The following is a 12406-nucleotide window of genomic DNA, read 5'->3' on the forward strand; positions in this document are numbered from 1 at the left end:
GCATACGGGCCGACGGGAGAGGCACGGCCCCAGCCCGGTACGGCACACCGGCCGACGGTGGACGCACGGCCCGAGGCCGGTGGGGCCGCCGTGCCGGGGGCCCGGTCGGCCGAGCCCTCCCTCGTCGGACCCACCACCAGCGCGGCGGGCCGGCCCCGCCCCCCGGCACCCCCCGCCACCACCGAGACGACTCTCGCCGCGAGCCCCATGCCACCGCTCCCCGATCCCACCCCCACGCAGCCCCCGGCCGACACTCCCGTACCCATCCCACCGCCGCCCGGCCCTGCCCCGGCCCAGCCACCTCTCACCCACGCCTCCACCTCGCCTCACCGCACACCCCCCACCCCTGCGGCCCCCTCGCTCCCGGCTACCGAGAACGCCCCGCCCACTGGGCGCTTCCTCGCCCACGCCACCCTCGTCACCGCCTCCCTCTCCATCGCGGCGGCGCTGCTCGGGCTGGTTCGGGACCAGTCGCTGGCCCGGCTGTTCGGGGCCGGGCGGGACACGGATGCCTTCCTGGTCGCCTGGACGGTGCCGGAGTTCGCGGCCACGTTGCTGATCGAGGACGGGCTGGCCTTCGCGCTGATCCCGGCGTTCAGCGGAGCCCTCGCCCGCCGTGCGCGGGGCGAGCCGGGGGATCCGGTGCGGTCGCTGGTGGCCGGCACCCTGCCCCGGCTGACCCTGGCGTTCACGGCGGTCGGGGCGCTGCTCGCGGTGGCCGCGCCGCAGTTCGTCGCCGCGCTCGCGCCGGGCCTGCCCGACCCGGCCCTCGCCGTGGACTGCACCCGGCTCACCGCGACCTGCGTGCTGAGCTTCGGCCTCGCCGGGTACTCCAGCGCGGTCCTCAGGGCCCACCGCCGCTTCCTGGCACCGGCCGCGATCTACGTCGCGTACAACGTCGGCATCATCGCGGCGATGTACGCACTCGGCGGCCGATGGGGCGTGCGGTCCGCCGCGTTGGGTGTGGCGGCGGGCGGCTGTCTGATGGTGCTGGTCCAGCTCCCGTCCGTGGTACGGCAGTTGCGCCGCCGCCGGATCAGCGGGACGCAGGCCGGGGCCGCCGCCGCGGCGCAGCCGCTGAACGTGCCGCTCCTGGCCACCGTGCTGCTTTTCGCCCTGTGCCGGCAGTCGCAGGTGCTGATCGAGCGGTTCCTCGCCTCGGAGCTGCCGGCCGGGGCCATCTCGCACCTGAACTACGCGCAGAAGGTCGCACAGATCCCCATGACGCTGTCGATGATGCTGTGCACGGTCACCTTCCCGGTGGTGGCGCGGGCGCTGGCCGACGGTGACACCGAGCGGGCCCGGACCCGGGTGGAGCAGGATCTGGCGCTGGCCGGCGCTCTGGTGCTGCTCGGTACGGCCGCGGTCGTGGCCTGCGCCCCGCAGCTGATCGGGCTGCTGTTCCAGCGGGGCGCGTTCACGGCGCAGGACACCGCCGCGACCGCCGGTGTGATGCGGGTCTACGCGCTCGGTCTGCTCGGCCAGACCCTGACCGGCGTTCTCGTGCGCTCCTACTTCTCGGCGGGCCGCCCCGCCTGGTACCCGGTGGCGGCGATGACCGCGGGCATCGTGGCGACCTCCTGGATCGGCGCCTGGACGCTCGGTTCCTGGGGGGTCACCGGGATCGCCGCCGCCAACGCCACCGGCATCACCCTCACCGCCGTCCTGCTGCTCGCCGGGATGCGGCTCCGCAGCGTGCCCATCCGGACCGGGTCGGTGCTGCGCGAGCTGAGCCGGCCGCTGCGGGCGGCGGTGGTGGCCACCGTGGCCGGCGGGTTCGTGGCAGGTCTGCCGTCGGCCCCGCTCGCGGGGCTGGCCGCCGGAGCCGCCACGGTGACCGTCGTGTTCGTCCTCCTCGGCTGGGCCCTGGGTGCCCAGGGCTTCGCACCCGCACTCCGTTCCGTACGCTCCCTCACCCGAAAGCTCGCCCATGCCGTCCTCCGCTGAGTCCCCGGCCCTCACCCGGCGCCCCGCCCCGGGCCCGGTCCCGTGGATCGCCATGTACCACTCGGTCGGCGACTGCTCCGACGACCCGTACCACGTCACGGTCACCCCGGACCGGCTGGAGCGGCAGCTGCGCTGGCTGCGCAGGCGGGGGCTGCGCGGGGTGTCGGTCACCGAGCTGCTCACCGCCCGGGCCCGGGGAGCGGGCCGGGACCTGGTGGCGCTCACCTTCGACGACGGGTACGCCGACTTCCTGGACAACGCCCTTCCCGTGCTGGCCCGTTGGGAGTGCACGGCCACCCTGTTCGTGCTGCCGGGCCGGCTCGGCGGCGACAACGCGTGGGATCCCCTCGGCCCGCGCAAGCCGCTGCTGACGGGCGACGGCATCCGCCGGGCCGCCGCCGCGAGTATCGAGATCGGCTCGCACGGCCTCACCCACGTGGACCTCACCCGGGCCGACGACAGCCTGCTGAAGGCCGAGACCGCCGAGAGCCGGGCGGCGCTGGAGGAACTGACCGGTACCCCGGTCACCGGCTTCTGCTATCCGTACGGCACGGTCGACCGCCGGGCCGTCGAGGCCGTACGGGAGGCCGGTTACGCCTACGCCTGCGCCATCGACCCCGGTGAGCTGACCGGCCCGCACGTCCTGCCGCGCGTGTACGTCGGGCAGAACGACACCGCCGTACGCCTGTTCCTGAAACACCGGCTGCACCGGCTGCGCCGGCGGCCCGTCGAGGGGCTGCGGTGAAGGCCCTGCACGTCATCACCGGGCTCGGCGTGGGCGGCGCGGAGCAGCAACTGCGGCTGCTGTTGCGGCACCTGCCGGTCGCGTGCGAGGTCGTGACGCTGACCAACCCCGGACCGGTGGCCGACGGGCTGGCGGCGGACGGGGTACGGGTGACCCACCTCGGCATGTCCGGGAACCGCGACCTGGCCGCGCTGCCCCGGCTGGCCCGGCACATCCGGCGCGGCCGGTACGACCTCGTGCACACCCACCTGTACCGGGCCTGCCTGTACGGCCGGATCGCCGCCCGGCTGGCCGGGGTCCGCGCGGTCGTCGCCACCGAACACTCCCTCGGCGACTCGCAGATGGAGGGCCGTCCGCTCACGGCGGGGGTGCGCGCGCTGTATCTGCTGGGCGAGCGGCTGGGCCGGTCCACCGTCGCCGTCTCCCCCGCGGTCGCCGCCCGTCTCGCCCGCTGGGGGGTGCCCGAGCCGCGCATCGCGGTGGTGCCCAACGGCATCGACCTGACGCGGTTCGCCTTCGACCCGGACGCCCGTCGGCGCACCCGCGACCGGCTCGGGCTGCCCGCCGGCACGTTCGTCATCGGCGGCATCGGCCGGCTCGTCCCCGGCAAACGCTTCGACGTCCTGATCCAGGCCCTCGCCCGCCTGCCCGCCGACTGCAGACTGCTGCTGGTCGGCGGCGGTCCGCAGGAGCCCGCGCTGCGGCGGGCCACGCACGTGGCCGGGGTCGCCGGGCGGGTGCTGTTCGCCGGGGAGCGGCCGTATCTGCCGGACGGCTCGTCCGGACCCAGCCTGCCCGCGCTGGCCTGCGCGATGGACGTGCTGGCCGCACCCTCGCCCGAGGAGGCGTTCGGCCTCGCGGTCGTGGAGGCGCTGGCGGCCGGGCTACCGGTGCGCTACGCCTCCTGCCCCGCCCTGGAGGACCTGCCGCCCGGGGCCGCCCCGGGCGCGATGCGGGTCCCCTGCGACGCCGGCGCCTTCGCCCGCGCGCTCGCCGAGGTCCGCGCCGCCGGGCCCGGCCCGCGCACCGCCCCCGAGGCGGCCCGCCACTACTGCATCACCCGCAGCGCCGCCCGGCTCATGGACGTCTACGCGGCGGCGTTCACCCGCACGGTCCCCCTGTCCCGATCCCCCGAGGGAGTCAGCCCGTCATGACCGAGAACCTCGTCCCACACCGCCGAACCTCCCGTCTGCGCGCCCTCCCGCCCTGGTCGCTGGTGGCGGCCGGTCTCCTCGCGGGCGGGCTGCTGGGCGGCGGATACGGCGTGACGAAGTCTCCGGAGTACACGGCGACCAGCTACGTCGTCGCCGTCCCCGGCGAACGGACCGACACCGCCACCGCGCTCGGCTTCGCGCAGGCCTACGGCCGGGTCGCCACCCAGGTGGCGGTGCTCGGCGACGCGCAGGTGTGGGCCGGGGTTCCGGCGCGCACCCTGCGCGACAGCGTGCGTACCGCGACCTCGCCGGATGCCCCCATGATCGCCGTCTCCGCCACCTCGGTCCGCCCGGGGCAGGCCGCCGACATGGCCAACGCCGTCGCCCGCGCGCTCATCCGCCACGCCGACGCCGCCAAGGCCGACACCCATGTCGGCCTCCTGCAGTTCTCCCGCGCGGCGAAGCCCGGCGCGCCCGCATCGCCGTCCGCCACGGTGACCGGACTGGTCGGCGCGAGCGCGGGCGGGCTGCTCGGCGCGCTCGCGCTGCTGGCGCGGCCGAAGCGGCGTGCGGAGGAGGAGGTCACGCGGTCGGCCTCGTTGCCCGGTCCGGCCGTGGCCGCCGACGTGCACGACAAGCTGTGATCGCCACCTACCCGGCGGGCACCGCGCGGCCCGCGCGCGCCACGGGACTGATCAGCGAACTCGTCACCAATGCGGAGAGGTTCGCGGCGCTGGCCCCCGCCTGGGGGCGGCTCTTCGCGCGATGCGGCACCGCGACTCCGTTCCAGAACCACGCTTGGCTGCATTCGTGGTGGCTGTCGTACGGCCTGCCCGGACGGCTCCGGCTGCTCGTGGTGCACGCGGGCCGGGACATGGTGGCCGCCGCGCCGCTGATGCTGGTGCGCCGGCCGCTGCCCGCGCTGGTGCCGCTCGGCGGGACGATCTCCGACTACGCCGACGTGCTGCTGGACGACGGCGACAACGGGCGGGCGGCCGGTGCGCTCACCGAGGTGCTCACGGAAGCGGCCGGCACGGCGCTGATCGACTTCCGCGAGGTGCGGCCGGGCGGTGCGGTGGAGCGGGTGTACGACCTCTGGCGCGGGCCTCGCCGCGCGGTGAGCGACTCGTTGTGCCTGGAACTGCCCGCCGCACCCATGGACGAGCTGATCACCCGGCTGTCGTCGGGCAAGTCCGCCCAGCGGGTGCGGGCGAAACTGCGCAGGCTGACCTCACTGGGTGTGCAGCGGCGGGCGGTGGGCCCGGAGGAGGTGGACGCGGCGATCGGCCGGCTGCTGGAGCTGCACCGGCTGCAATGGCAGGACCGGAAGGTGACGAGCGAGCATCTGCGGCCCCGGTTCCGCGAGCATCTGGTGCGCGCGTTGGGGCCGATGGTGCGCTCGGGGAACGCGGTGGTCACCGAGTTCCGGCTCGGGGACGAGGTGGTCGCCGTCGACCTGACTCTGCTCTCGGGCAGCCTGGCGGGTGGCTACCTCTACGGCGCCCATCCGGGCCTGCGCCAGCGGAAGGTGGACGTGGCGGTGATGCTGCTGGACGCCTGCGCCGAGTACACCGGCGGCAGCGAGCCCCGCACGCTGAGCCTGCTGCGCGGCGACGAACCGTACAAGCACCACTGGCGACCCGAACGTGTCGTCAACCGGCGGCTGCTCATGGCGCGTCGGCGCACCGCCCCGTTGCTGACGGCCGCGCTGTGCGACGCGACCGCCCGGCAGCGGGGCAGGGAGGCGCTGCTCCGGTGGCGGGAGCGGGGCCAGGGCTAGGGCCTTTCGTCCGGATCAGGCCGGCTTCGGCTGACGGTGCCTTCCGGCCGGCGCCGGCCGGATCCGAAGGGAGTCCCTAGTTCTCCGACCACCAGTCGAAGGGGATGCAGAGCTTCCCGCCGAGCCAGTAGTCGAACCAGTCCTCCAGGTCCGGCTGCGGGCAGTCGGCCGGGGACATCTGGGCCGGCACCGGCTCGGGTGTCGGCGTGGGTGAGGGTGTCGCGGCCGGCTGCTCGGTGCGCGCGTACAGGGCGGCCCGGTAGATACGCGCGGAAAGGGGATTGGCCGAGCACTGCCACACGCCGTGCGGACAGTAGTCGGTCAGCGTGTTGTACAGCGGTTCGTGCTCGTCGATCCACGCGAGCATACGCCGCATGTACTCGGTGTTGTCACCGTTGCGGAACAACCCCCATTCCGGGTAGGAGATGGGCTTGCCGTGGGAACGCGCGAAGTCCACGTGCTGCTGGAGGCCGAAAGGTTCCTTCACCTGCTCGTCGAACGACATTCCGCTCGGCTGGTCGTAGGAGTCCATGCCGATGATGTCGACCACGTCGTCCCCGGGGTAGCACTCGGTCCACGGCACCGCATCCAGGCCGCGGCTCGGCGTGAAGTCGAAGCGGAAGCTCTGGCCCGGCACCGAGCGCATGGTGGTGACGATCCGCTTCCAGTACGTCTTCCATGCCTGCGGGTCCGGTGCGCAGCGATGGGTGTAGGTGGTGCCGTTCATCTCCCAGCCGAGCACGATCACCGTGTCCGGCACCTTCAGCTCCACCAGCCGCTCGGCCAGGGCTCTGAAGTGGTGGTCGAACGCGCCGGCCGCGGCCTGTCCCAGCAGCAACCTCACCTCGCTGTCGGGCACGTCCTCCTCGTTGCGCTCCTGCATCGGCACGTTCAGGACGAGCGTCCGGTCAGCCTGCCGGCGCCGCCAGTCCGCCCACGCGTCCAGGAAGCCGGGCGGACCCTCGATGTCGCTCCAGCGCTCCCCGGGCAGATAGGTGTGGGCGACCTTGAGTTCGGTGCCGCCGAGCCAGTGGCTCAGATCGGCCATGCGCGCGACTCCGCGGGATCCGGAGTCGAGAAACGCTCCGAAGGGCGGAAAGCCGCGGCCGGACGGGGAAGGCGTCAGGGTCTGCGACGGTGTCGCGGGCAGCGGGACCGGCGGGACGGCGGCGGTCGGCCGGACCGCCGGAATCGTCGGGGAGGGTGCAGCCGAAGGGGCCTCGGAGGCTTCCGGTGCCGCTGAGGTCGCCGGGGTGGTGGGGGTCGTCCCGGCGGTCGGGACCGGAGCGTGCGGGGCGGCGGCCCGCGCCGCCCCCGGGCTCACGGTGAGGCCGGGGCCGATCGCGAGGGCGAGCGCGGCGATGGCCGCCGCTGCGATGACGGCTGACGGCCCGGGCCGGGCCTTGCGCAGGTGCGGAGCCATGCCCGCTCCCTTCTCCACTCGCCGTTCGATGTTCCGGCCGTTGCCGGTTACCGACACTCAGTCACAGGAACAGGGCGAGCGCCACTGCGCGTACTTCTTTGGAGTCTGCCGGCCCCCGCACGGACGAATGCGGGCGGGAAACGCTGGAAAGCCGGCCCCGGACACCGGATCGACGGATCGACAGGTTCGGGGCCGGCCAGGCTCAGCCGGGGGCTGGTGCGGGGTGCGCGCCGCTACTTCTTGATGTCGCCGTTGATGCAGGTGTTGCCGGCCGCCGGGTTCAGCGCAGCGACGATGTTGATCGTGTTGCCGCAGAGGTTGATCGGAATGTGGATCGGGATCTGGACGACGTTGCCGGACAGCACACCGGGGGACCCGACAGCGGCGCCGTCGGCACTGGCGTCGGCGAAGGCGGGTCCGGCAAGGCCCAGGGCCAGGATGGCGCCCGTAACGACAGCAACGCTCTTCTTCATGAATGTTCCCTTCTCTGGGGTCCTGCCCCAATGACGGCCAGAACCGTGTGAGCACGACGTGAACGACCGCGGCACGGAACGAGAGATAGACACATCGAGGGATCGCGGAACACGGAGAGCGGGACAATCACTCGATCGCTCCGCTTCCTCACACATTCCCCACCCGAATGTCGCGGAAAAAAAGCCCGGACGGTCCGCAGACGGTGCAGCGGACGGCCCGGGCCGACAGCTCGGCTCAGCTTTCACCGTTGGCCGAAAGGACCGACAGGTCCTCCAGGACATGGGAGAGCCCGCCGTCACGCTTGGCGTTCGTGGAATTGTCGGAGCACTGCTGCTGCAGGTGGTCCGAGAGAACCGGGATGTCCTGGACCGTAGCGCCGATGGCCGCGTCGACGGCGACGTCGACGTCCTGAACACCCAGGCAGGGCTTGTTGAGCGAGCCCTGTACCAGGGAGAGCTGCGGGCTCATGTTGCCCTTCGTCGCCGAATTGCCGAACGACGAGACGGCGCCGTTGCCGTTCGCGACGGTCGGTCCGTCGTCGTTGCCGATGGCAAGCGCCTGCGGCGCGGCCGCCACCGCCATTCCCACGACAGAAGCGGCGGTCGCGGCGGCGACCATTGCCTTCTTGAGCACTTCGCGTTCCTTTCCTCGTAGCGACGCATGCCCTACGGCCTCATCAACCCGGCCCATCGGGAATGGTTCCGCTGGTTCACCCGGTTGGAGCGCGGGTCCCCGGGAGCTGACGAAAAGTAATCCATCCGAAAAGCACACCACCAGCCCACCGCCTCGGCCGACGGGGTGAACGGGAGAAACCAGGAAGGCTCCGCGGAGTTGTCCAGTGCGCTCCGGTGGACGGGGTTTCCTCAGAAAGGACTGGCCAGTGATCAGGAAGATTGTTGCCACTGCGGCCGTCGCCGCTTCCGCCGTGGGCGCCTCCGCCGCCGCGGCGCCGCAGGCGCTGGCGATCGGAAATGACAGCGGCCCGACCGTCGCGAACGGCAACGCGGGATGGCAGACCTACGGCAACTCGGCCACGTACGGGAACATGAGCCCTCAGATCGCCCTGATCCAGGGTTCCTTCAACAAGCCGTGCATCGCGGTGAACGACCTTCCGGTCGGTGTCGGCGCCCTCGTCGGTGTCAACGTCCAGGACATTCCGATCCTGTCGGACCACATGCAGCAGCAGTGCACGGAGAACTCCTCGAACGTCAAGCGCGACGGTGCGCTGGCGCACCTGCTGGAGGACGTGTCGGTCCTCTCCCAGAACAGCGAGAAGTGATCTTCTGACCGGAGCGGGTCGCCGAGTGGTCCGGTGGCCCGCTCCGGCGTGTCAGGAGACGACGTCCTTGCGGGCGAAACCCCGGAAGGCCAGGGCGAACAGCACCAGCGCGTAGGTGACGGAGATCGCCGTGCCCTGGATCATGCCGGACCACTCGGGGCGGGGCTGGACGGCGTCGGCCCAGGCGAACTGCCAGTGCGCGGGCAGGAAGTCGCGCCAGTGGCCGAGGGCGGTGACGGCGTCCAGGACATTGCCGACGATGGTCAGGCCGACGGCGCCGCCGACCGCGCCGAGCGGGGCGTCCGTCCTGGTCGACAGCCAGAACGCCAGCCCGGCGGTGACCAGCTGGGACACGAAGATGTACGCCACGGCCACCAGGAGCCGCTCCGCCGCCGTGCCGGTGTCCAGCGCGCCGCCGGTCGGTATCTCCAGCGGGCCCCAGCCGTAGGCGGCCGTGCCGACGGCGAGCGCCACCAGCGGCAGCAGCACCATCGCGGCGAGGCTCGTCCCGAGCGCCACGACGAGCTTGGACCACAGCAGCCGGGCCCGGGGCACCGGCGCGGCCAGCAGGTAGCGCAGCGACGACCAGCCGGCTTCCGAGGCGACCGTGTCCCCGCAGAACAGGGCGACCGGGATGACCAGCAGGAAGCCCGCCGAGACGAACAGGTTCACGGCGGCGAAGTTGGCGCCGGAGGCCGTGGCCGTGTCCATCAGGGTGATCCGGTCGTTCCGGCCGCCCGGGTCGCCGCCGACCGCGAAGGCGATCAGCAGCACGAACGGCAGCAGGGCCAGGATCGCGCCCATGACGAGGGTGCGGCGCCGCTTGAGCTGGCGGGCCAGCTCGACCCGCAGCGGCAGGGTGTGCCCCGCCCGGTAGCCGGAGGCGACCTCGGTGAGCGTGCTCATGCGGAACCTCCGATCAGGGTGAGGAAGGCGTCTTCCAGGCGGCGGTGCGGGCCGACCGAGGCGACCGGCACCTCCAGCCGCACCAGCTCCACGACCAGCCGTTCGGCCGTGCCGCCCGGTTCCAGCCGGACCAGCAGTCCGTCGTCGGTGCGCGCCGCGGAGGCGACGCCGGGCAGCGCGGCCACTTTCTCCGCCATCGGCTCCCCCACGGGTACGGCGGTGCCGACGAGCAGGGTGTCGCCGGAACCGACGATCTCCCGGACCGGGCCGGCCTGCACCAGCCGGCCGCGGTCCATCACCACCAGGTGGGTGCAGGACTGCTCGACCTCGGCCAGCAGGTGGCTGGAGACGATCACCGTGCGGCCGCCGGCCGCGTAGCGGATCATCACCTCGCGCATCTCGCGGATCTGGGGCGGGTCCAGGCCGTTGGTGGGCTCGTCCAGGATGAGCAGGTCGGGCAGGCCGAGCATGGCCTGGGCGATGGCCAGGCGCTGGCGCATGCCCTGGGAGTAGGTGCGCACCGCGCGGGCGAGCGCGTCGCCGAGGCCGGCGATCTCCAGGGCCTCGTCCAGGTGGGCGTCCTGCGGCGGGCGGCCGGTGGCCCGCCAGTACAGCTCCAGGTTCTCCCGGCCGGACAGGTGCGGCAGGAAGCCCGCGCCCTCCACGAAGGCGCCGACCCGGGAGAGCACCGACGCGCCCGGCCGGATCGCGTGGCCGAAGACGCGGATCTCGCCCTCGTCCGGCCGGATCAGGCCCATCAGCATGCGCAGGGTGGTGGTCTTGCCCGCGCCGTTCGGGCCGAGCAGACCGAGCACCTGGCCCTTCTCCACCCGGAAGGAGAGCTCCCGGACGGCGTACCGGTCGGTGGACCGGGCGTAGCGCTTGCTCAGGCCCTCGATCACCAGCGGGACCTCGGCCAGCTCCGGGTCGGGTGCCGGGGCGGCCGTGCGGCGGCGGGCGGTGAGCAGCAGGGCGAGGGCGGCGACCGCGCCGGCCGCGGGCAGCCACCAGACCCAGGCGGGCAGGGGCGCGGCGGCGGTGCGGACGGCGGGGGCGGTCGGCACGCTCAGGTCTCCCTTCAGGGAGAGGGTGTAGGTGGCGGGGGCGGCCGGTGAGGCGTAACCGAGGTCGGTGGAGGCGAGGACCAGGCGGAGCCGGTGGCCCCGCTGCACCTCGTGGTCGATCGCCGGGAGCGTGACGGTGACGTCCTTGCCCGCCTTGGCGCCGGTCACCCGGAAGGGGGCGACGAGCTGGGCGGGCAGCACCTGCCGGGTGCCGTCGGGGCCGACGTCGTAGACCTTGCCGAACAGGACGGCGTCGTCGCGGGTGGAGGCGATGCGCACGGTGGCGGTCGGGGCGCCGGTGATCCGCAGGTCGCGGGTGAGCGGCGCCGAGTCGAACCGCGCGTACTGGCCGGGGAAGTCCAGGGAGAGACCGACGCCGAGCGCGGACAGCTGGGAGAGGCCGCCGGATCCGCCGAGGCCCGGCAGGGCGGAGACGCCGGGCGGGCTGGCGCCGGCCGGGTTGGCGATGTGCTGGGTGCCGCCGGTGAGCGGGACGGCGCGCCGGTGGTCGTGCAGGCCCGGGTAGGCGGTGGCGCTCGCGCCGCGCAGCCGGACGGTGCCGTCGGTGGAGTCGACCCCTCCGGTGCGGGTGATCCGGAACGCCGGGCCGGTGTCGGTGGCCTTGTCGCCCTTGAGGTACCGGTCGAACCAGGCGCGCACGCGTCCTTCGACCCGGCTGGCCTCCATGTCGCCGCCGTCGTGTCCGCCGGCGATCCAGTCGACGTCCACGGGGGCGCCGTTCGCACGGATCGCCTTGGCGGCCGCGTCGGCCTGGCCGAGGGGGAAGAGGGAGTCCGTCTGCCCCTGCACCAGCAGGGTGGGCACCTCGATGCGGTCGCCGACGGCGGACGGCGAGCGCTCCTCCAGCAGCGTCCGGGCGGCCGGGTCCGGGGTGCCGGACTCGGCGACCCGGTCGTACATCCGGCACAGCGCGGGCTCGAAGCGGGCGCAGCCACCGCCGGTGTTGACGAAGATGCCGGCCCACAGCTTCTTGAACACGCCGTCCGGGAACAGGGCGTCCGCGAGGTTCCAGTAGGTGATGGCGGGGGCGATGGCGTCGACCCGGTGGTCGTACCCGGCGGTGAGCAGGGAGATCGCGCCGCCGTAGGAACCGCCGGCCATGCCCACGCGCGGGTCGCCCGGTTTGTCGAGCCGGACCTCGGGCCGCTTCGCCAGCCAGTCGATGAGCCGGGAGACGTCGGCGACCTCGGCCTTCGGGTCGTTCAGGCCGATCTTCCCGGTGGACCGGCCGAAGCCGCGCGCGGACCAGGTCAGGACCGCGTACCCGTCCCGGGCGAGGTCCTCGGCCTGCCGGCGCATGTCCTGCTTGCTGCCGCCGAAGCCGTGCGCGAGCAGGACGGCGGGGTGGCGGCCGGTGCCGGCCGGGGTGACGTACGTGGTGTCCAGGCGCACCCCGTCGACCGCCATGACCTGGTCGCTGACGCGGACGGCCCGTGTGTCGCCGGAGGCGACGGCCGCCGTCCACGTGCCGGCCCCGGCGAGCACGACGGCGGCGGCCACGGCGGCCAGGAGCCGAGGGGGCCGCCGCATGCTCCGCAGGGCGGGCGGTCGAAGATCCATGTCTCAACGGTACGGGGCGCCGCCGACAACCGCGGCCGACCCCGGGGTGAGGG

11 protein-coding genes are annotated in these 12406 nt (G+C 73.6%); 6 read left to right on the forward strand and 5 right to left on the reverse strand.

Features of this window, described 5'->3' with window-relative positions:
• Positions 1-207 precede the first annotated feature (207 nt).
• Genes murJ through IG05_RS0122665 form a run of 5 tightly spaced genes read left to right on the forward strand, consistent with a single transcriptional unit; the run spans position 208 to position 5626 of the window.
• A complete protein-coding gene (gene murJ, locus IG05_RS0122645; RefSeq protein ID WP_051790129.1) occupies positions 208-1947 on the forward strand; it encodes a murein biosynthesis integral membrane protein MurJ in 1740 nt (579 codons plus the stop codon).
• Positions 1931-2692 (forward strand): polysaccharide deacetylase family protein, encoded by a 762-nt coding sequence (locus IG05_RS0122650; RefSeq protein WP_030345254.1) that lies wholly within the window; start codon positions 1931-1933, stop codon positions 2690-2692. Before murJ ends, IG05_RS0122650 begins: the two co-directional genes overlap by 17 nt.
• The gene (locus tag IG05_RS0122655) at positions 2689-3846 is read left to right on the forward strand and encodes a glycosyltransferase (protein WP_030345256.1); all 1158 of its coding nucleotides are present in this window, start codon (positions 2689-2691) and stop codon (positions 3844-3846) included. Before IG05_RS0122650 ends, IG05_RS0122655 begins: the two co-directional genes overlap by 4 nt.
• On the forward strand, positions 3843-4490 hold the full coding sequence (locus IG05_RS0122660; protein WP_030345257.1) for a hypothetical protein: 648 nt from the start codon (positions 3843-3845) through the stop codon (positions 4488-4490). Before IG05_RS0122655 ends, IG05_RS0122660 begins: the two co-directional genes overlap by 4 nt.
• Complete coding sequence (locus IG05_RS0122665) at positions 4487-5626, forward strand: GNAT family N-acetyltransferase (RefSeq protein WP_037814446.1); 1140 nt, start codon at positions 4487-4489, stop codon at positions 5624-5626. Before IG05_RS0122660 ends, IG05_RS0122665 begins: the two co-directional genes overlap by 4 nt.
• 76 nt (positions 5627-5702) lie before the next feature.
• Here IG05_RS0122665 and IG05_RS47035 read toward each other — a convergent pair whose 3' ends face one another.
• The 3 genes from IG05_RS47035 to IG05_RS0122680 all read right to left on the reverse strand — a co-directional run bounded on the left by IG05_RS47035 (position 5703) and on the right by IG05_RS0122680 (position 8156).
• Positions 5703-7049: a glycoside hydrolase family 26 protein gene (locus IG05_RS47035; protein WP_030345261.1), complete on the reverse strand. Its 1347-nt coding sequence runs from the start codon at positions 7047-7049 to the stop codon at positions 5703-5705.
• 233 nt (positions 7050-7282) lie between these two features.
• Positions 7283-7522 carry a chaplin gene (locus IG05_RS0122675; RefSeq protein ID WP_030345262.1) on the reverse strand — a complete coding sequence of 80 codons (240 nt, stop codon included), beginning with the start codon at positions 7520-7522 and terminating at the stop codon, positions 7283-7285.
• Between the two features lie 235 nt (positions 7523-7757).
• The gene (locus IG05_RS0122680) at positions 7758-8156 is read right to left on the reverse strand and encodes a rodlin (RefSeq protein WP_030345264.1); all 399 of its coding nucleotides are present in this window, start codon (positions 8154-8156) and stop codon (positions 7758-7760) included.
• A 247-nt stretch (positions 8157-8403) separates the two neighbouring features.
• Between IG05_RS0122680 and IG05_RS0122685 the strand changes: the two genes are divergently transcribed.
• A complete protein-coding gene (locus IG05_RS0122685) occupies positions 8404-8802 on the forward strand; it encodes a rodlin (RefSeq protein WP_030345266.1) in 399 nt (132 codons plus the stop codon).
• A gap of 51 nt (positions 8803-8853) precedes the next feature.
• Here the strand turns inward: IG05_RS0122685 and IG05_RS0122690 are convergent, their stop codons facing one another.
• Together IG05_RS0122690 and IG05_RS0122695 are read right to left on the reverse strand one after the other, a co-directional pair.
• A complete protein-coding gene (locus tag IG05_RS0122690) occupies positions 8854-9708 on the reverse strand; it encodes an ABC transporter permease (protein ID WP_030345267.1) in 855 nt (284 codons plus the stop codon).
• Complete coding sequence (locus tag IG05_RS0122695; protein WP_030345269.1) at positions 9705-12353, reverse strand: alpha/beta fold hydrolase; 2649 nt, start codon at positions 12351-12353, stop codon at positions 9705-9707. The genes IG05_RS0122690 and IG05_RS0122695 overlap by 4 nt, the downstream gene beginning before the upstream one ends.
• Between the last annotated feature and the right edge of the window lie 53 nt (positions 12354-12406).

The sequence above is a fragment of the Streptomyces sp. NRRL S-1022 genome, assembly GCF_000720135.1.
Classification (GTDB): Bacteria; Actinomycetota; Actinomycetes; order Streptomycetales; family Streptomycetaceae; genus Streptomyces.